At 36.8% G+C, this 20,038-nt stretch carries 20 protein-coding genes and 1 pseudogene; 14 read left to right on the forward strand and 7 right to left on the reverse strand.

The window, feature by feature from the left end:
- Positions 1–332 precede the first annotated feature (332 nt).
- Entirely contained in the window at positions 333–1,001 is a 669-nt protein-coding gene (locus H1P_RS02375) for a protein-L-isoaspartate(D-aspartate) O-methyltransferase (protein WP_144863779.1), read from the forward strand.
- An 18-nt stretch (positions 1,002–1,019) separates the two neighbouring features.
- On the opposite strand, the gene H1P_RS02380 is transcribed toward H1P_RS02375, so the two are convergent.
- Entirely contained in the window at positions 1,020–1,769 is a 750-nt protein-coding gene (locus H1P_RS02380) for an SIMPL domain-containing protein (protein WP_144863781.1), read from the reverse strand.
- A gap of 118 nt (positions 1,770–1,887) precedes the next feature.
- Between H1P_RS02380 and H1P_RS02385 the strand changes: the two genes are divergently transcribed.
- Positions 1,888–3,216, forward strand: a complete 1,329-nt coding sequence (locus H1P_RS02385) for a TMEM143 family protein (RefSeq protein ID WP_144863784.1) — start codon at positions 1,888–1,890, stop codon at positions 3,214–3,216.
- A gap of 203 nt (positions 3,217–3,419) precedes the next feature.
- On the opposite strand, the gene H1P_RS02390 is transcribed toward H1P_RS02385, so the two are convergent.
- A complete protein-coding gene (locus H1P_RS02390; protein WP_144863786.1) occupies positions 3,420–4,103 on the reverse strand; it encodes a class I SAM-dependent methyltransferase in 684 nt (227 codons plus the stop codon).
- Between the two features lie 157 nt (positions 4,104–4,260).
- On the opposite strand from H1P_RS02390, the gene H1P_RS02395 reads away from it, so the two are divergent.
- The 3 genes from H1P_RS02395 (at position 4,261) to H1P_RS02400 (ending at position 6,549) form a co-directional block, all read left to right on the forward strand.
- Complete coding sequence (locus H1P_RS02395) at positions 4,261–5,019, forward strand: hypothetical protein (RefSeq protein WP_144863788.1); 759 nt, start codon at positions 4,261–4,263, stop codon at positions 5,017–5,019.
- Positions 5,020–5,311: 292 nt separating this feature from the next.
- Complete coding sequence (locus H1P_RS35650) at positions 5,312–5,470, forward strand: hypothetical protein (RefSeq protein ID WP_186375799.1); 159 nt, start codon at positions 5,312–5,314, stop codon at positions 5,468–5,470.
- A gap of 815 nt (positions 5,471–6,285) precedes the next feature.
- Complete coding sequence (locus H1P_RS02400) at positions 6,286–6,549, forward strand: hypothetical protein (RefSeq protein WP_144863790.1); 264 nt, start codon at positions 6,286–6,288, stop codon at positions 6,547–6,549.
- A 271-nt stretch (positions 6,550–6,820) separates the two neighbouring features.
- Here H1P_RS02400 and H1P_RS02405 read toward each other — a convergent pair whose 3' ends face one another.
- Entirely contained in the window at positions 6,821–8,830 is a 2,010-nt protein-coding gene (locus H1P_RS02405; RefSeq protein WP_144863792.1) for an NAD(P)/FAD-dependent oxidoreductase, read from the reverse strand.
- Between the two features lie 164 nt (positions 8,831–8,994).
- Here H1P_RS02405 and H1P_RS02410 point away from each other — a divergent pair, with 164 nt between their 5' ends.
- Both H1P_RS02410 and H1P_RS39220 read left to right on the forward strand, forming a co-directional pair.
- Positions 8,995–9,225, forward strand: coding sequence for a hypothetical protein (locus tag H1P_RS02410; RefSeq protein WP_144863794.1), 231 nt, complete (start codon positions 8,995–8,997; stop codon positions 9,223–9,225).
- A gap of 491 nt (positions 9,226–9,716) precedes the next feature.
- Positions 9,717–9,902, forward strand: a pseudogene (locus H1P_RS39220) (hypothetical protein); the annotation flags it as partial.
- Between the two features lie 214 nt (positions 9,903–10,116).
- On the opposite strand, the gene H1P_RS02420 reads toward H1P_RS39220, so the two are convergent.
- Together H1P_RS02420 and H1P_RS35655 are read right to left on the reverse strand one after the other, a co-directional pair.
- Complete coding sequence (locus H1P_RS02420) at positions 10,117–10,842, reverse strand: SDR family NAD(P)-dependent oxidoreductase (RefSeq protein WP_144863796.1); 726 nt, start codon at positions 10,840–10,842, stop codon at positions 10,117–10,119.
- Positions 10,843–11,426: 584 nt separating this feature from the next.
- Complete coding sequence (locus tag H1P_RS35655; RefSeq protein WP_186375800.1) at positions 11,427–11,567, reverse strand: hypothetical protein; 141 nt, start codon at positions 11,565–11,567, stop codon at positions 11,427–11,429.
- A 194-nt stretch (positions 11,568–11,761) separates the two neighbouring features.
- Here H1P_RS35655 and pntA point away from each other — a divergent pair, with 194 nt between their 5' ends.
- From pntA to H1P_RS02440, 4 genes are all read left to right on the forward strand, one after another.
- Positions 11,762–13,345 (forward strand): Re/Si-specific NAD(P)(+) transhydrogenase subunit alpha, encoded by a 1,584-nt coding sequence (gene pntA / locus H1P_RS02425; protein WP_144863798.1) that lies wholly within the window; start codon positions 11,762–11,764, stop codon positions 13,343–13,345.
- A 181-nt stretch (positions 13,346–13,526) separates the two neighbouring features.
- Positions 13,527–14,948 carry a Re/Si-specific NAD(P)(+) transhydrogenase subunit beta gene (pntB, locus tag H1P_RS02430; protein ID WP_144863800.1) on the forward strand — a complete coding sequence of 474 codons (1,422 nt, stop codon included), beginning with the start codon at positions 13,527–13,529 and terminating at the stop codon, positions 14,946–14,948.
- 134 nt (positions 14,949–15,082) lie between these two features.
- Positions 15,083–16,285 carry a hypothetical protein gene (locus tag H1P_RS02435; protein ID WP_144863802.1) on the forward strand — a complete coding sequence of 401 codons (1,203 nt, stop codon included), beginning with the start codon at positions 15,083–15,085 and terminating at the stop codon, positions 16,283–16,285.
- Positions 16,272–16,535, forward strand: coding sequence for a type II toxin-antitoxin system RelE family toxin (locus tag H1P_RS02440; protein WP_144863804.1), 264 nt, complete (start codon positions 16,272–16,274; stop codon positions 16,533–16,535). Before H1P_RS02435 ends, H1P_RS02440 begins: the two co-directional genes overlap by 14 nt.
- Positions 16,536–16,652: 117 nt before the next feature.
- Here H1P_RS02440 and H1P_RS02445 read toward each other — a convergent pair whose 3' ends face one another.
- Positions 16,653–16,856 (reverse strand): hypothetical protein, encoded by a 204-nt coding sequence (locus H1P_RS02445; RefSeq protein ID WP_144863806.1) that lies wholly within the window; start codon positions 16,854–16,856, stop codon positions 16,653–16,655.
- Between the two features lie 251 nt (positions 16,857–17,107).
- On the opposite strand from H1P_RS02445, the gene H1P_RS02450 reads away from it, so the two are divergent.
- The 3 genes from H1P_RS02450 (at position 17,108) to H1P_RS02460 (ending at position 18,473) form a co-directional block, all read left to right on the forward strand.
- A complete protein-coding gene (locus H1P_RS02450; RefSeq protein WP_144863808.1) occupies positions 17,108–17,605 on the forward strand; it encodes a DUF427 domain-containing protein in 498 nt (165 codons plus the stop codon).
- A gap of 208 nt (positions 17,606–17,813) precedes the next feature.
- A complete protein-coding gene (locus H1P_RS02455) occupies positions 17,814–18,215 on the forward strand; it encodes a VOC family protein (protein WP_144863810.1) in 402 nt (133 codons plus the stop codon).
- A 15-nt stretch (positions 18,216–18,230) separates the two neighbouring features.
- Positions 18,231–18,473 carry a hypothetical protein gene (locus tag H1P_RS02460; protein WP_144863813.1) on the forward strand — a complete coding sequence of 81 codons (243 nt, stop codon included), beginning with the start codon at positions 18,231–18,233 and terminating at the stop codon, positions 18,471–18,473.
- A 72-nt stretch (positions 18,474–18,545) separates the two neighbouring features.
- Here H1P_RS02460 and H1P_RS02465 read toward each other — a convergent pair whose 3' ends face one another.
- On the reverse strand, positions 18,546–19,919 hold the full coding sequence (locus tag H1P_RS02465; protein WP_144863815.1) for a HEAT repeat domain-containing protein: 1,374 nt from the start codon (positions 19,917–19,919) through the stop codon (positions 18,546–18,548).
- Between the last annotated feature and the right edge of the window lie 119 nt (positions 19,920–20,038).

A 20,038-nucleotide genomic window follows, 5' to 3' on the forward strand; every position in this document is an offset into this window, starting at 1 on the left:
GCAGGGAGGCATGGCTGCGGGAGTAGTTTCTCTCATGATTGCGATCGCTTTAAATAATAATGCTCAAGTCTCTTAACTAAAGCATTCTACCTTATTTTTAACGTCAAAATTGTTTAAGTCCCGTTAAAAACACTTCTGACTTCTGACTTCTGACTTCTGACTTCTTGAACTGTGTAGTGGGCAAGATGAGAAATATGGGAGAGTAATACTGATGTTTTTTTCTTTCTGCTTCCCACCTCCCCTGTGCAACGAAATAAAATTTATTTCTTCATTGATTCTTCATTTTTGCTCTCTAGCTTAAAGATAGAGATAAATTAATGAAGGATAAAAAAATGAATTCCCAGTTTGTACCAGATCTGCATCAAACTACCACAGAGCAATTTGAGTTGCAGCGTAGGCAAATGGTAGAATATCAAATACGCGATCGCGAGATTAAAGATGAACGAGTTTTAGCAGCTATGTCTCAAGTACCTCGTCATCAATTTGTTGATTCATGTTGCAGAGATTTAGCCTACAGCGATCGCCCATTAACCATCGGTCATCATCAAACTATCTCGCAACCTTACATCGTGGCTTACATGACCCAAGCTGCCGAGATTGATTCTAATGATAAGGTGTTAGAAATTGGAACTGGCTGTGGGTATCAAGCAGCAATACTAGGAGAGATAGCTAAACAAGTCTATTCCATCGAGATTATCCCCCAACTGGCGGAAAGAGCGAATCGAACCCTCAATCAACTGGGTTACGAAAACATTGAAGTAAAAACTGGTGATGGCTATCAAGGCTGGACAGAACACGCTCCTTACGATGCAATTATCGTCACTGCTGCTCCAGAAAACATTCCTCACGCCTTAATCGAACAGCTAGCAATTAAGGGAAAAATGGTGATTCCTGTGGGTACATGGCATCAAGACATAGTTGTGCTGACTAAAACAGAAGAGACAATAATCAAGAAAAAAACTATTCCCGTTCGTTTTGTCCCGATGACAAGAAAATCCTAGGGATTTGTCTAGATGAGTTTAATTCATGCCAAACTGAACCGACACAACTGCGGTAATATCTTTCTCTAAAGAAGATGTGTCATAAATGCCATAATTGCTCACATCCGTTGAGTTGCGAGACGTAATTTGAAATACCCCCGTCTTGGCACTTCGTACCGCACCGACCTGATTTTCCGCGCTACTGGCGATCGCTTCAGCCCTGGCTTTGGCATCTTTGGTTGCTTCGGCTACCATCTCGACTCGTAGTTTATTTAGTTGGGTGTAAAGATATTCAGGGGGTTCAGAAACCAAGTTAATTCCTTCGTTGATTAGTTCGGTCGATTGCTGAGATAGTTCTGCATATTGCTCTACCTCATCTGAGCGAATTTCTATGGTTTGACTCAAACGATAGGCTAATATTTGACCAGTCTCACGTCCATTGGCAGTCACCTCTGGGAGCGCATTAGTTCGGATGGCACTCAAAGTGATGGCATCATCAGGCACTTGTTTTTCTGCCAAATAGTCTTGTACTAACTCTATCTGACGTTCCAGGTTTTGGTAAGCAGTTTTAGCGGTTGCTTCTTGGCTAGATACAGAGAGACGTAAAATGATGTAGTCTGACTTAATGGGTCGTTTGGCAGAGCCAGTTACTACAAGAACATCATTGGCTTGTTTGAATTCACTAATTGCCTTGGCGAAAATGAAAGAACTAGCAACCAAGGAAAGAGATAGTACAGTTAATCCAGCAAATAGAGACGGAGTACGCTCCAATGAAGAAGGATCTTTCATCTGTTTTTTCTTCTATAAAAGGTTATCTAAATTTAATGACCCTTGCTCCACGAGCTAAGTTCCTCTTCTCTAAATACTTGGTAACAATACTTGGTAAAATTATCTAAAAATTTCTGTTATGGCTGTTTATCAAAATCGAGAAGCATTTATCCCTCATACTCGACAAGCTTTAATCGCTCTTTGTTTATCCGAGAATAAATTAACTGTTAAAGAAAAAAAGCAATTTGAAGAGTTTTGTCAAATTTTAGCTGCTTATTATCATTTTAAATTTCATAGCTACCTAGAAAATATTAAGCATAATTATACTCTTTTTAATCCCGATCGCAGTGGGGAAGTTGCCACTCAATATGATTTAGCCAGCCAAAAAAGTATGACAGAAAATCTCATCCAAGATTTTACTACTATTCTGCAAAAAGCTAACTATTATCCATTGTCTAAAGGAGTTTTAAGAAGGGCATTAACAGATGATTCTTTATTTGATTTAAAAACAGAAGTAGATTTTACTGACTTTGAGGAAATGCTTTGTTACTGTCAGGGAGATATTTACAAAAATATTAAAATTAAAAAATTTTGGCGAACCCAAGAAAAAAGAGTCGATATTTTTGAACGAGTTGTTTTGCTAATTAAGTTTAAAGAAGAAAAACATTTTAGAAATAAGCCTACTCCTCAAGAAAAACTCGATTTCAAGCCTGGATCTGTTTATATTTATCTCTACAAAAATTTATCTAAACTAGATATTGAATTTATTTTTCCTAATGTGCAAATGAGTATGAACTGGAAAGATAGGTTACTTTTTGGGATTCCAGCTATTGGTGCAAGTATTTCTTTAATATTCAGAGTTTTACCACAACTGTTATTAATTGCTGCTGTATTTTTTTATGTATTTCTAGGAGATATCCCCACTTCAGTCATACCAGTAAAAGAAGAAGAAGTTAGAGAAATAACCCCTTTACTCGTAACGACACTTTCTTTATTGGTTACCTTGGGCGGATTTGCTTTTAAACAATATACTCGCTATAAAAGTAAGCAAATCAAATTTCAAAAAAATATTACCGAAACTCTCTTTTTTCGGAATATAGCAAATAATGTAGGAGTATTTCAGTATCTCATTGATGCAGCAGAAGAAGAGGAATGCAAAGAGATTATTTTAGTATACTATCATTTATTAACTAGCAATACATTACTGAATTCAGAACAATTAGACAGTAGTATTGAGTTATGGATGGAAGAAAGAATCGGTAAGAAAATCAATTTTGATATAAATGAGACTATTAAAAATATGGAAGAAATCCGAGGTAAAATCAATATAAATTCAGAGGATAACCCAGAAACAACAGAGGTTTATTTACTCAAACAAGATGAGCATAACTATTTACAAGTATTACCTTTAGAGTTAGCAATGAAGGTCATCGATTATGTTTGGGATAATGCTTTTAGATATGTCTAGATATTAAGTAATCTCAATCTGATAAATGTTTGCTACACATAAATTAGCTCTAAAGGGAGGGTGGGCAATGCACTAAAGTACTAGCTTTGCGTCGCCCACCCTACAATTCATCTGTTGCATTCTTTCTTCCAATTGATATAAGCGGATTTAATTAAATAGACAATGGTTGGGTTAGGTAATAGCGGTGCGACACTGCTGCATCATCAAAGTGAAGTTTTTTGCCAAATAACTGAATATCGCCAGAACAAATGTTTGGTAATTTTCGCGCCCTTGAAATAACTTGTATAAATTTGTTTGACTTGAGATAAAGTCAAATACTCATCCGTATGCAGATGCTCTTTCATTGCTTTGATCGCTTCAGGAGACTGCTTAATGCGACCATTTTTTGTCAATGAAAATATCCAGTTTAGCGGAACAGCAATAATATCGCTTGAGCTATCTTGTAGATTTTCGTGCTTGAGTAAGTCCAAAATCGCAAGAGTTCCCCCAGGTTTTAAACTAGCTTTCAAATTAGCTAGTAATTCTGGTTCTGGGACATGATGAAGGGTTGCAATAGAAACAATTGCATCAAAATACTCTCTAGGAAATTCATAATTTAAAATGTTAGCAATCTGAAAATTTATGTTTTTATACTCTTGGGAATTTGCAAGTGCAATTTCAATTGTTTTGGGTGATAAATCGATCACAACCACCTTTTGAGTCTGTTTAGCTAAAAGACGAGAAAATTCTCCTGTTCCACAGCCAATATCGAGAACATTTTCGCAGTGGGATGGTAATTGTTTGAGTAAGAATTGATGATAGTGATTGTTGTGATTCCATTTTGGTTGTTCGTATAAAGCAATGCGATCAAAATCATGCTTAATTTTTTGAATCACGCTCTTATCCATATAATTTTCAACCTAATCTTATTGATTTGGGTAGTAGTTAGTAGTTAATAGTTTAAGAAATATTACAAAAAGCCAAAATTTTGCGTAGCCTTCGTGTTTGACTCTGAGAGGTTAATAGGAAATTAATCAAATAAACCTCTTAAAAGGAGATCGAACAATGGCTGAAACAATTAATGTTTCCACTTACGAACTTTTAGTTAAGCCTATAATCACCCGTGATCAATCCCCCAATCGTACTGTTATTCAGGGTTACTTTTTGACAATCGCCAATCCTAGTTTTAGCAATCTAGAAATACGACTGACTTTTACAGCTTTAACACCCAGTTTTGATTCTAGTTCTTTTGCTGCTTTTTGGGATGTCAATGGTGACAATAATCCACTAGCACCAATACCAGTATTAATAGGCGAGTCAGAATTTTTACGAAGTTATGAAGTTAATCTTCCAGCATTAGATACAGGTTTATTTTTACTGCTACCAGATGTTCGAGAAGAAGAGGTTGTCGTTGGCAGAGACACAGAAATTCGTGGCTATGTCACATTGTCAATACCATCTGCTTCATTTACTGATGGAGATAATATGAGAACACTATTGCTTTCTGCTCAACAGCGAGGCACTTTCTTACCTCAAGGCGATATAGAACCCCCAGATATGGGTGATTTCGATCAGCTTTCCTATAGCTTACCACTGGCAAATGGAGGCTCCGAAGTGACTCTAGAAGCAGATGTTTTTGCCGTTCTTCCCCCTAGACAAGTAATATTAGATGCCATTGAAAAGAACCCTAGCTTGCTTAGTAGCATCAGCAGCGATCCTTTTGTTCAACAAATAAGCAAATTTAATGCTGATGAGCAACGTCAAATACTCAAAGTCTTATTAAAAAGAGTTGATGCTAGACAAGAGCAAATACAGTCAAGCTAAAAGCTTAATCAAGCCGATAAATCGCATTTTTTGATTGCTTGAAAAGCGAGTGTTTATAAGTCAAATTATGGCACTCGCCTTACTAAAGAAAAAACCTGGATTGAGACAAACGTGATTGTTAACTAATACCATTTTTCATCTATTAACAAGAGACGAATGTTTGGAAGCTCAAAGTCTTGATGTCACTGAGTTAGTATCAACAATAGTTTTAGTTTTTTTTTAAGAAAAAATAATGTACTATCTATCCAGTGCGCAAGAATTGGGATCAATAAGTAATTAAATTGTATTTAAAATGATTATCTTGAAAAAGACAGAAAAATACTTTCGTTTTCAACCTTTTCCCCATAGTTGGGTCGCTATTCATCCTAATCCTAAAGGAGTCATTCAGTTTGTTGGTAGCTTTTTCGTATTTGGTGCTTTGCCAACCGTATTTTATGATTCCCTTTTATAGATAAAATTTTTGATGAGCTTAAACAACGAATCTCTTAATCGAGTATACACAGGAGCGAGTTCCATGGGCTTTAGATGCTGCTGTGGATATTCGAGAATTTTGTATTTTCTCTGGTGTAAATTTGGATTCACGTCTACCAATTCGCCGTAAGTTAAGAGTTCATCAGACAGAAGATATATCTCAAGATTAAGAGCTAGCCTATCGACCAAACATCTTAGAGATTGGTGTTCAAAAATTTGCTTTCAAAATTGAGATTTTAAGTAAACTTATGTATCATTTTCTAGGTCTTGGAAAAGAAAGTGTTAAATTAGTAATTGAAGTTCAAAAGACTTCCCTGACAGAAACCACAGGTTTGTTCACATTCGATTAAGGAGAATAAAAAATCTGTTTGATTTAAGATCTGTCTCGTTAAATAAAAACACTAACACTCAACTAAAAAACTGATATTTCCTTAAATAGAAATGAGGGAGTTAATTTGCTGAAATACCCAACAGTAAAACTCCAGATTAAACTAATTTAAAGAGGAAGTCTCTCGGTAGTTTTAGCTTGAGTGTTTTTGTTTTGAGAAAAATACTTATAGCAGCACATCAATGGGTTAGAACATTTATGAAATTGACTTTCAAGATAATAGAAAACAGAAAATGTCTTAACCTCTACTGGTATTGCTATAATTAAAACCTATCCAGTTAGAGAAATAAAACGCAGATTACGAATTTCGCTCTCAAGGGAATGCATTACTTACCTTCAATATAAATGCGATACAAGTTCAGTTTCCGCTACCAGCGCAACCATACTCGCTCAGAATTACAATTACAGTGAACCTACCAGCAACAGCAAATCCTCCACATCTTCTCAATTTTGAATTGGGGACAATTACTTTTACCAGAATTGCCAGTCATATTTACGATCTGTCGCTGTCGAATCGCGATCGCAATTTTCACTTCTTAGGGCGCATTGAGCAAAAAAGCGATCGCCTTTGGGCAGTAACTTATATTGATTGCCAAACCTGTATGCCTGAATATTTTGATAACTGGCAGCAAGCCACTTTATTCTTGGCTAAGCTGGTGTTGAATTGCTAAAACCCATTTTATCTGCGACTAAATAACGTCAGTTCGGGTTAAGAAAATTAAACGGTTAGGGTAGCTATAAGCTATAAGCTATAAGCTATAAGCCCCTCAAAGATTTCGAGAGCGGATCGATTAAAAATTTAACTAGAAAAAGGAATTTTTAAGTTAACTAGTTAACTGCCTAACAAGGAGTTCAGCTGATCCCGAACTCAGGTTAAATAGCTCCACCTTGTCTTTGATTGACAATCTAGAATAATGCCTCAACCGGAAAAAGCAACTGCCTTTATTTCCTTCCTGCTGAATATTGCAACTGATAACTAAAGCTGAGCAACTTTAACCATAAACTGGGATATTTTTCTTCTAGCCAAGATTGAGAATCTTTAAGCCAAGCAGGAAACCAACTAATAAATAGTGATTTACGGGCAGAATCTAAAGTAAATGCCCAATAAGAGCCTAACCACTGCAATAAATCCCTGCTACCTGCCATTTGCCAGATCCACCATAGTAAAGTGGGGTTTTTTCTCGCAGCAACTAATGCAAGTCTGGTAAACATCCACCAGTTTGTACGATCTTTAATAAAGGTGTTGGCAACTTCGGGGGGTTGTTCTTCCAATAAACCGAAGAAGGTATTTAACATTGAGTTAACACGCTGAGGCGGTAGTACTTGATGGGTAGGTACCATCATTCCTTTAGAAAAGAGCCAAGTAACCGAAATATTACTTTGATAAGCACGAATTTGACTGAGATGTTCGGAGGTTAAAAGATCGTGTTTTAAAGCTGTATCCAGTAGAGTAGTGAGACGATCTAAGTTGCGTACTAATGAGCCAAAACCAGTAAAAATAAGGGGAGATTGTAAGGAAGCTGCATCCCCAATAGCTAGTATGCGATCGTAAGCTACATTGCGATCGCTACTACTGGTGCTAAAATGTCCTGGTATATAACCGAAGGTAGCTTTTTTCCAAACTAACTCATCCATATTACAACGACGGTATTCTGGCACTATAGTAAAAAAGTCTTCGTACATCTCTAATAGTGAACCAGGGTTGTCAGGATGGACTTGATGGTAGTGGAAGAGATAAAAAGTTAATTCTCCATTACCTGCGGGAAACAATTCCCATATTAGCTGTCTTCCTCTAGAGATATCACCGTGGGAGTTCAAGACATCCCCGTATTGTTCATCCCATACTTCGGGTGCAATCCCGCTTTCGATAACTGCGCCTACGGTGGGACATACGCTATCAAAGGCTCGTTTTCCGTTCAATTGCCAAGCTATAGGAGACGCTGTACCCATTGCATCCAATAATAGTCTTCCTGTGGCTTGTTTATGCTCTTTTGTAGGTAGATGAGTTAATTCCAAGCTAACTCCGTTGTGGGCAATATCAGCTTTGATAAATTCGGTTTCGTCCCAAATTTCCCCTCCAGCCGATAATAGTTTATCTCCGCAAAATTCAAGTAGTTTTTCGGCATCAATGGCAATATTTAATACTTCAGGAGTGTGTAAAACTTTTGCTTTGAGGTGTTCGGGATTGTAAGCATCAAAAAACTTATTAAAGCCATCTACGTATTCTGCTGCAATAACATTTTCAAATTCTTTAGGGGTAAACAAACCTAAGTTGATTAAACTTTGAAATTCATCACGAGAAATATTCCATTCTCGATTCATTCTGCCAAAAGGTAATCTTTCTAACAATAAAACACGATAACCTTTTTGTGCCATTACCGCAGCGTGTATTACTCCCAATGCACCACCAATATAAATTAAATCGTAATCTGGGGTAATACTTTGTTTTTCCTGATTGCTAAAAATAACCTTTTTGGGTTGCTGCGGGTTGTTAACACTTTCGCGCCATCTTTGTTCCCACCAATAAACCCGATTCAGATCGTATTCTCCGTTAGGAAATTTTTGGAAATATTTAACTGTCTGAGGATACTCCGCTACTAAAGCTTCAAATATTGATTGTTGAGATAGCTCTATTTTTGGAGGTACGGGATAGTTAGGAGGAAATGCTTGGCGAATATCGGCAACTAATCGATTTTTAATTTGAGAAATTGTATTTTTCGGTAGAGTATTTTTTTCTTCACAAGAATCCCACAAAAATATCTTAAGGTATGTTGTACGTTGTAATTGCCAAACAAAAATTGATAGTTCACCACTATGCTGTGGTGTAAATTGTAAGCGAATACCGTCAGGAGTTACTACTTTAGTGGTAGTGGGTTGCCATGTTTGCTGTAACCAGTCACGAACTCGATTGATGTGGGGAGTAGGAACTTCTAGATAGAAAATCTCTTGCATTGGGAATTATTAATATAACCTTAAGAAAAATCGATATTTGTGGAAATCAAGTTTAAGTCTACTGACTTAACTGATATTAATGTCAAGTCCTTTGATCTTAATCTACCAATATTCATGCAGCAGAAGATAAACATTGTTAATTTTAGAGTAAGAGCCAGTTTAAGATGAATTATCCCATCCCAGATAATCCAGAAGCAATTTCAGCTTTAGGGAAAAAGTCAATTACAGAAGAAATTATTGCAGTTGCAATTGCAGGAGTAGTCAAGATTGCTCGTCAACAAGGGCAATCTCTAGAAGATTTACAAGCTGAAATTTTACAGGATGACCGCATTTTAGATATTGTACAACGGCGTTGGTTAAAAGATTTAATTATAAAAGCCTGGGATATAGTATAATTGGACAGATATGAGTAGAAGAAACACTATCTATACGAGATATAGATAAAAATCTATACAAAATCCAAGAAAAATAGATATAATAGAATGTATAGTAAAGTTTTCTTCTACTGGGAAAATTTTACTTATGACCATAAAGACTTCTACAAAGAAGTTCTGGTTGCAATTTTATTCCTTCATAACAAGCCTACAGTTACCCGTATTACGGGTAACTTTATTTTTGGAAATTAGCTAGTTAAATTACCTACCTCAAAGCTTTACTTCTCAAAGTAGAAGAATAGAAGTTACGCAGTGAAACGAAAAATCGAGGTTTGAGGGAACGGAAAATAAGGAAATACGGACTTTTTAAAATTTTGGGTGCGTAAGTCTTAAAGAATTGCAAGGACTGTATTCTGGAAGTATGGCGATCGCAAATTGCCGAACATTTCGAGATCGCTATTTTTTAGTTGAACCTTTGTTGCTCAAGAAAAAACGAGCCAGATCTAACACCAGTAATTGAAAGAAGTAACTCTTGGATGGAAAGATGCAAAAGTTTGGTCAAGAATTTTGAGCGCGAGATCTGCGGAGGTTTCCGACTCTTGTATAATCGCGCTGTTAAAAGAACTCTTGACCATGCAAATACCAAGCTAAACTTTTATTTTGTGAGACTAATACTTAAAAGACTGGCTAATGCTTAGAAAGCTTCCACATAGGTTTTATACTACAAATTAGCTTCGGTTTTGGGCAACAGAACCAAATTTTATTCACTCTCTGGTTGGGATTGCTGCCTAAAAATTTAGTTATTTACAGAGTTTTTCTGTCGGTTAAAACTGTTTGCAACAGAACCCTTTAGCTGGTCATACTTCTGTTTTCTACTGAACTCATTTTTTTACCTGGGCAGTCACGATCGACTTAAGAAAAGGGATTGATTTCTTTCTGCAATATGGGAACAGTGCCGTTAGCCACTTTACCCTCGTCTGATGCTAGCCAAGCAATATATTTGCCAATCTCATCAGCAGTTAACCAACTAGGTTGTGCTTTATCTTGAGATGCGCGAGTATTAACGAAGCCATTTGCGATCGCCTGATTAATTCGTACTCCACTATCTGCCATCTCCTGCATGATCACTTTTGCCATCATTAATTGAGCAGCAGCAGGTATGCCAACGAGACTATAGTTAGGAATGGGAGTATTCGCTGCACCACCACCGAGAAAGGTATAGCTACTACCTTCAGTTTGAGCCAAAACTGGTAAGAAGGTTTTAGCCGTTACAAAATGAGTAGTGAGATTGGTAAAGAGGAACTTTTGCCATTCTTCCATTGATACTTCTGTCATGGGTACATTTCTATCCCAAGTACCACCAAGAGAAGCTACTACTGCATCAAGGCGGTCATATTTATCTAAAATTTTATCCCGCAACTTTTCTGCACTGGCAAGATCTCCCAAATCCGCCGTCATTGTCACCAGTTTCTCTGTTGAAGTATCTTTTAACAAATCTCGAAGCTGTTCGAGTTGATCGGCTTTACGAGAAGAGGTAATTACTGTCGCGCCTTCTTGAAGAAAAGCTCTAACAATTCCCTCGCCTACGTTTCCTGCTCCTCCAGCAATGTAGGCAATTTTTCCTTTTAATTTGTTCATAGTAAATTCTCCATACTATAGTTTTCTATTTTTGGCGTTGTGTATCTGCGTAGGAAATTTCTAAACTCCCTACTTGCTAATAGCTACGTCGTTTGATTCAGCAGTGGTTATTAAAGTAGAGTTATTATCAGTCCCCCAATAAACACCATCTTGAATTTTTTCAAGTGCATATCCCTTAAACGAATCGATTTAACTCCACGCTTTTGGACGTTTTGTTAAGCAATCTCCGATGGTTTTATAGCGAAACTATAGACATAGACTTAAATCATTTTTTGATTGCAAATACCGCTAATTCAGAATTTATCAAGAAGTGATTTGCTTTGGCTTCTCTATTATTGCTTTATTTTGTCTAAAATTGACTTATCTTAGACATATGAATTAGCTGAAATGTTTAGAATAGGCAATCTCAAAGGTTCTGTTGCAAAAAACTGAAGCGAATTTGTCGTATAAATTAAGTATAAATACTACAATCTTATTGCCAGTATTAGCAGAAGTCTTTTAATGTCAGTGCTCATTCTGGGCCTTTACTTCCACAAGACTACTTTCCCAAGAATATTGGTTCCCAATTCTTTGTATTAAATTATTTACTCTAATACTGTAAAGACTTTAATACTGTATATTTTGTGACATTGTGCAAATTCTAGCATCACTAACCATAAAATACCCTGACATTCAACAATACCTAAAATAACCTGAAGAATATTAACACCATAGAAAGATGGCACTAGTATTGCATAAGAAATAAACTGACTAAAAATCGCCTTCACCAGCAACGCATATATGACATTACAGTAACAAATCGCGATCTATTAGGAAAAACCTCAGATAATTGTGATTACTGCAACTGTGTTTGTCATTAGATAGTTGAGATATCCTGGTAAGGCGATTTCTAGTTTTTGTAGTCATATAGGGAGAATACATGACAGCAACCATTACAAAAGAAGCGGAATCCAATCAACCGCACTATCCATCCAATAAAATTGGTGTTCCTAAAGAAATATATGAAAATGAAGCCCGTGTTGCAGCAACCCCAGAAACAGTTAAAAAGCTGCAAAAATTAGGTTTTGAAATCTTAATTCAGTCTGGAGCAGGAGAATCCGCCAATTTTTCAGATGAAGCTTATGAAAAAGTTGGATGTAACATTATTACTGATGCCCGCAGTTTATGGGAACAGGCTAATATAATTCTTAAAGTGCGTGCGCCCCAAGGAGAAGAATTAGAAAATTTACCAGTCGGTAAAACTATTATTAGCTTTATTTGGCCTGCGCAAAACGAAGAATTATTAAATAAATTGGCTTCTCGTAACGCTACAGTATTAGCGATGGATGCGATTCCCCGTATTAGTCGCGCGCAAAAAATGGATGCGTTATCCTCAATGGCGAATATTGCAGGATATCGCTCTGTAATTGAGGCTGCTAACAACTTTGGGCGTTTCTTTACTGGGCAAATCACCGCAGCAGGTAAAGTACCCCCCGCTAAAGTAATGGTAATAGGTGCTGGGGTAGCTGGGTTGGCTGCTATTGGTGCTGCTAAAAGCTTAGGCGCAGTAGTGCGGGCTTTTGATACTCGCCCTGTGGTAAAAGAACAAGTAGAAAGCCTCGGTGCAGAATTCCTCGAATTAGAATTTGCCGAAGATGGTACTGGTGCTGGTGGTTACGCCAAGATAATGAGTAAAGAATTTATCGATGCGGAAATGGCATTGTTTAGAGAACAAGCTAAAGAAATTGATATTATTATTACTACCGCTTTGATTCCAGGAAGACCCGCACCCAAGTTAATCTTGACTGATATGGTGGAATCGATGAAAGAAGGTTCTGTCATTGTGGATTTAGCAGCCGAACAAGGTGGTAACTGCGAAGTTACTAAACCTAATGAGATTTATAATTATAAAGGTATTACTGTAATTGGTTTAACTGACTTACCTTCCCGTATGGCAGCCCAGTCTAGTCAACTCTATGGTACAAATCTCTGGCATTTACTCAAAGATATGGGTGGTGCAGAAGATTATAAAGTAGACTACGAAGATCAAGTAGTTAGAGGTGCGCTAGTCTTACATGAAGGTAAGATAACATGGCCTCCACCAAAAATTGAAAATCCTTCTCCTACTCCTCCACCGAAAAAAGCTGCGGTAGCTACTGCTGTTGTCGAAGAGAAAAAATCCTCTAATAGTGGTTTAGCTTGGATACTTTTAGCAGTTGGTGCATTAGTTGGTATTGGTGTGGGTGCGCCCGAATCTTTCCTATCTCACTTCACTGTTTTTGTACTCGCTTGCTTTGTGGGTTGGCAAGTTATCTGGAATGTCAGCCCCGCACTACATACACCATTAATGAGCGTTACCAATGCCATTAGCGGAATCATCATCTTAGGGGGAATGTTGCAAATATCGAGCGATCTTACCTCACCTACTGTTATTTTAGGCGCGATCGCGATTCTTGTGGGAACTATTAATATTTCTGGTGGTTTTTTGGTAACGCAACGGATGTTAAAGATGTTCCAAAAATAGCTTTCTGCTCTTAGCTCGTGGCAGGTAGGACGCTTCGCTGTAGGATGTGTTCTTTGTTAGTTATTAAATATTACTAAATCACGAACGATAACCTAAAAGAAGACACACAAAGAGCTACCAGCCACCTGCTACCTGCTCGTATATTCATCCCTCATAATTCATAATTCATCGTTTCAAATCTATGTCCAATAATCTCTTAACAGTAGCCTATATAGCTGCTAGTGCTTTATTTATCCTTAGCCTGGGAGGATTATCAAACCAGGAAACAGCCCGTCGCGGTAATATGTTTGGTATTGCAGGAATGGCAATTGCCTTTGTTGCCACAGCATTGAGTACCCAAGTTACAGGATACACTACTTTAGTAGCTGCGATCGTTCCTGGTGCCATTATCGGCTCAATCTTAGCTGCGAGAGTCGCCATGACTTCTATGCCCGAATTAGTGGCAATTTTGCATAGTTTTGTGGGTTTAGCTGCGGTATTAGTTGGTTTTGCTAACTATTTACAGCCCGAATCGGGTTTAGTTGGTGCAGAAGCCACCATCCACGAAATCGAAATCTACATCGGTATCTTTATCGGTGCTGTTACCTTTACAGGTTCAATTATTGCTTTTGGTAAGTTGAGTGCGATGATTGGTAGTAAGCCTTTGATGCTTCCTGCGCGTCATTTGCTCAATATCAGTATGTTAGTTGCTACCTTTGTCTTCGGCTGGCAATTCATGACAGTAGAGAATGGCTTACAACCCTTGCTTATCATGACAGGTATTGCTTGTGTGTTAGGGGTGCATTTAGTAATGGCGATCGGTGGTGCAGATATGCCTGTGGTAATATCTATGCTGAACAGCTATTCTGGTTGGGCTGCTGCTGCTGCTGGTTTTATGCTTTCTAATGATGTACTGATTATCACTGGTGCGTTAGTAGGAAGTAGTGGCGCAATCCTCAGCTACATTATGTGTGCTGCGATGAATCGCTCTTTCATCAGCGTTATCTTAGGTGGTTTTGGTGAAGGTAGTAGTAAAAAAGCTGCTAGTGGTGAGAAAAAATCCTACGGCGAAGCTACTACAACTACGGTGGAAGAAACTGTGGAGTTACTAAATGATGCGAAGTCTGTAGTCATCGTACCTGGTTACGGTATGGCAGTGGCTCAAGCACAGCACATGGTTTCTGACGTGACTAAAATCCTTCGTAAGCGTGGTAAAGAGGTACGTTTCGGGATTCACCCTGTAGCGGGAAGAATGCCTGGTCACATGAATGTATTACTTGCAGAGGCTAATGTACCCTACGACATCGTGTTAGAGATGGATGAAATTAACGACGATTTATCTAATACTGATGTGGTGTTGGTAGTAGGAGCTAATGATACTGTTAATCCTAGCGCATTAGACGATCCTGATAGCCCCATTGCAGGTATGCCAGTTATGGAAGTCTGGAATGCTCAAAATGTGGTGGTTATGAAGCGCAGTCTTGGTATTGGTTATGCAGGTGTGGATAATCCTTTGTTTTATAACGATAATACTTTGATGTTGTTGGGTGATGCGAAGACTAATGTTAGTGCGGTTTTGAATGAGTTATCGGCTAGCGAGAAGAAGGAGTTGGTGGCTGCTTAATTAATGTTTAATCCTCCTTTTTTTAGGGGGATTTTTTTTGTCTCGCGCAAAGTCGTTTGCCCAGAACACGAAGCTGGGTAAACGACTTTGCGCGATATTCAATCAGTTTTAGGTAAAATATAAAAATATTTCTATTGACAATAAAAATAGAGGCACATCAATTGATTGAAATTGAATACATTGATAGCAAACCACAAGTCATTATAAACAAAAAGAAAATTAAAACTTGGGATACCTTAGAAGAAGGTTGTGTTTATGCAGAAGTCGGAAATCAAAAAATTACAGTTCTCGATTTTGAACATATAAGATTAAATGCTATACCAAACAAACTAATAGCATTGATTTTCTTTACAGAAAAACGTAATCAAAATTATCATTTTAATTCTTTAATTATAAAAAAAAGAAATGATAATGATTTTTCTTTGACATTTTCTGGAGATATTAAATCAAGACAATGGAATATAAAATATTTTTATTCAATATTTAAGCAGCAGTTTGAAAAATTATCGGACAGAAGAACTAAAGCTTATTGTACTTATGATGATGATGACAATGTCTATCTTCACTTTTTGTTGTCTATCGATCAATACTGGAAATCTAAAACTATAAAAGAAGTTCTAGAACATTACAACAAAAAAACTGATTTAGTATATCAACAAACATTTGAAGAACTAAACTCACAAATCATAGATAAAATTTTATTGTCTGAAACAGTTTCTTTAAAGTTTAACTTTCCTAAGCATCTTAGAGATATCTGTAAACAATATCTATCTTACTTTGGTAAATTTTTATTCGATCAAAATATTGAATGTAACCTCAACTTAATTGATAGAGATGATATTACATATATGACAATCGATGTTGATGAATCACAGATAGATATTGAAGAATTAAAGCAAGCATTAGTTGGTTATTTTGCTTTGCCAATTGTTGCACAAGAAAATGTTAACTTTGATACTTATAACATTGCAACTCAACAACTGATTGCAAATATCGAACATCTTAAATCACAATTACGTCTAGCTAACCTGACAATTGCTCAGTACGAACATAACTCTTTAGCTAATTCTCAAAAACCTGTTGAGTATGTTTTAGTTGATTCATTGGAAGAAGATAGCAAATTAAAGCTGTATGATGGATTAATTCAAATTAGCAAGACTTTAAAAATAAAGTTTTTTGGTGTTGAAATAGAATTTAATATTCCTTTATTGATTGATAAGTTTACAAACAACTCAGAAGATATGGAAGATTTAGCGGTAGTCGCTGAAAGAAGAGACGAGCCAACTACTAGCCATGAAGATTTACTTGCTGAGTTAAAACAAGATGGCATCTTATAAAATTGAATGGAAAAAATCAGCTAAAAAAGAGCTTAAGAAGTTAGATAAGCAAATTATTATCAGAATTTTACAAGTAGTAGAAAAGCTAGCAACTAATCCTCATCCTTCAGGAAGTAAAAAACTGATGGGGAGTGAGTCCATTTATCGTATTCGCGTTGGAGATTACCGAGTTATTTATAATATTCAATCTTCAATTTTGACTATAGAAATAATCAAAGTTGGTCATCGTAGAGAAATTTATCGCAAATAGGTAATTTGTTGAATTTTAATTTTAAAAAAGCGACCGCTTTCTATCATAAAATCTGCGATCGCATTTTATAACCCAACTGACAAATATATATCAGCTTTTATTTTTTCAAAATTTATATCAAGTAGTACTATCAAGACGATCTATAACATAACAAATAATTAACCAGATACCTGCGCTAATAAAAATAGTGAGTAAAATTCTTAATATAAAGAGTTTAATATCAGATATATCTTGACTGAAATTATAGATTAAGGTAGCGTCTATTGCTGCTGTAAAAAAACCTAAGCCTTGTTTTAAGTTTTTATTAGAATTTTTTTTCATTGTTTTTTAAATTCTCTGTGTTAATTGCTTACTTATAATGCTGTAATATTATTGATTAAGTATTTTTGAATTAAATATTTTCAATTTGAGAAGTTAGTTAAACATTTGCTGACTTTACTAAATTTATTTCTTCCTAAGTTTTTAAAATTTAAAAATATTAATCGATCAAGTCGATCGGACTATTTTAAGACTAATGATAAAAGACTTATTTTATACTAGATTATTGACTATAACATCACCAAAATTAAGTTATGCGCCCTCAACCTATTAAACCCCAACCAGATCAAGAATCAGTGTGGGATTATCCCCGTCCTCCTCGTTTAGAGCGATCGCAAAAACAGGTCAAAATCATTTTTAATGGTGTTACTCTAGCAGATACTAATCGCGCTTATCGAGTACTAGAAACCAGTCATCCCCCTGTATATTACCTTCCTCCAGAAGATATTCAGATGCAGTATTTACAAGCTACAATTTCTGGAAGGTCTTTTTGTGAATGGAAAGGAGTTGCAAGCTATTACAGCGTCATAGTAGGTGATAAACAGGCTAATAATGCGGGTTGGTTTTATAGTAATCCCACACCTGATTTTGCGGATATTAAAGATTATGTGGCGTTTTATCCTGCTATGATGGACGCTTGCTATGTGGATGATGAGTTAGTACAACCACAGCCAGGAGAGTTTTACGGCGGTTGGGTTACTTCGGATATTGTAGGCCCATTTAAGGGTGAGGCTGGTAGTTGGGGATGGTGATTCTATAAAGATGAGGTTTATTAAGTAGCCAGTAGCAAGTATTTTTATTTTCTACACCCTGGCTTTTAAAGGATGAGGGATGAATTATGAATTATGAAGGATGAGCAAGTATTTTTATTCCTACACCCTGGCTTCTAATTGATTACTGAAAATATTAAATCTGGGTTATTTAGTGTTGCAGTTTTGTTTATTTTTATGGAGTTAAATTATGAAACTTGGATACATAGTTATCTATGTTGAAGATGTCCCACAGGTAATCAATTTTTATAAAAGTGCCTTTGGTTTTGAAACCAGATTTATCTACGAACAACAAGGAAATATTGATTATGGAGAACTAGAAACAGGAGATACTGTATTGGCTTTTGCTTCTCATCAATTGGGTGAAATGAATTTGCAGGGAAAATATGAGAAGGTATCGGCAAAGGGTAATCCTTTTGGCTATGAGTTGGCTTTTGTCTCTGATGATGTGAATGCAGCATATCAAAAAGCCATAGAAGCTGGTGCAATTTCCGTATCTGAACCGACAGAAAAACCTTGGGGACAAACTGTAGCTTATGTCAGAGCGCAAGAAGGAACTTTAATTGAAATTTGTAATCCTATTCCAAAATAAATCGGATAAAGAAATATGAAATCTTGGTTATTTAGTGTTGTAGTATTGTTTATTTTGGCGAAAACTTTTTTATGGTTCAGAGGATTTATCTTACCAGTACCGATTTATGTATTAGCAGGAGCATTTTTAGCGATCGCATCTAACTATGATAAGGGTATCATGAATTTGTTTCGACCAGAAGCAACAGAAACCAATGACGTAATTTCTCAAACCGCATCTTTAGTAGAAGAAGTAGCGATGTTGGAATCTAAAGATTAATGGTTAGTTGTTATGAGATTATCAATTATAAAAAATAAGCCTGAATTAATTTTTACTTGAAAAAAAGAGCAGCTAAAAGTTATTTTTTCTGAGTAAATCTGCTAAATGCCAAGTTGGAGATACTCGATTTACTACCTCTGGATTAATTAAAACTGCACGTCGGAAAGCTTCAATTGCTTGCTTGGGATCGGACTCGGCAAATGCTTTGGCGTAAAATAACCAATATTCTTCTGGTGTCGGTACTCGCTCAAAAACAGCAGAATCGATTTCCAGAGCTTTCAGAATGCCTTCTCGTGCTTTTTCTAAAAAACCAATCTCAGCATAAGCAAGTGCCGAACGAAGTTCTTTTAAAGCATCATCTTGTGTGATTTCAATGCCGACAAGCTTGGCGCATTCTTCTTTCATTGACGATAATCCGTAGGCGCGAAAAGTCCAGAACAAATTACCAATTGACCAAAGTTCATCCGTCATTAACATCTGACTCAAAACAAGATTTTGTAAATCTGTAAGTTCGGTTAATGGTTCGTTACGCTCCTCAAATGTTGCAGATAAAAGAGTGCGAACCAATGGCATGGTATCAAGAGAGCGTGCTTGTCTAAGACGCTGGCAAATTGCGGGAATCGCTTTTTGTTGAATCTGACGGGGTAAATAAGAAATAGAAAAAGCTGCATCATCTGTAGACTTACCACCAGCACCAAAAACATCCTGATATCCACTAATGGGTTGACTGACAAATTCCAACAGCGGTTCGATTAAACTCTCTTGAGGATTGATGCGTGCGAGTTGACAAACCGCCATACATTTAGCTGCGGAAAATTGTTCTCGATCTAGTATTTTAAGTAATTGAGTAGATGCACTAAGCTCTCCCAGAGCAAAAGCAATCCCAGCACGTACCCCACCAGATATTTCTCGGTCTAGTTGCGCTTCTAGTTTTGGCACGGTTGATTCTGCTATAGTGGGCAAACAGGCAAGTACCCATGCTGCACCTGCTCTGATACTAGAGTCATTATCGTTTAAAAGATTGACCAGTAACTCTTTTCCTTTCAGCGATTCTCGATAAATTTGATGCAACGCCTCACCATAAGTATTTTCTTCTTCTATTTTGTAAATCTCACCATATTCATGAATTTTTTCCCCGTCTCCCCAACAAGGGCGTTCTTGAATACTAAAATATCCAGTAATTAAGCTTCCCCAAAAGCCGAGTAGATCGCTGCGATTAGAAACTGATGGACTGGCACACATTTCGATTAAAAAAGGTACAACATAAGGCGTTGCTGGATACCGCGTGCCTTGGTGAAAGACATTACCGTATAGTTCGTCTAAAACACGAGAGCGTTCTTTCGAATTGGGATCGAGCAATCGACGCAAAAGATCGGGAACATCACTAGCCGAACCATAGGCGTGTTCTAAATCTTCCCAAGGAACAGCATCAAGACTATCTAACATAAGTAGAACTTTTATACTCTATATAAAGTTCTATATTACAAAAAACTCAACTAAAATCAAAAATTCTTTTCTTGGACAATTGTCATAATTAGAGTGGGGCATCGCCCCGCCCTAAAAAA

The sequence above is a fragment of the Hyella patelloides LEGE 07179 genome (assembly GCF_900659865.1).
Classification (GTDB): Bacteria; Cyanobacteriota; Cyanobacteriia; order Cyanobacteriales; family Xenococcaceae; genus Hyella; species Hyella patelloides.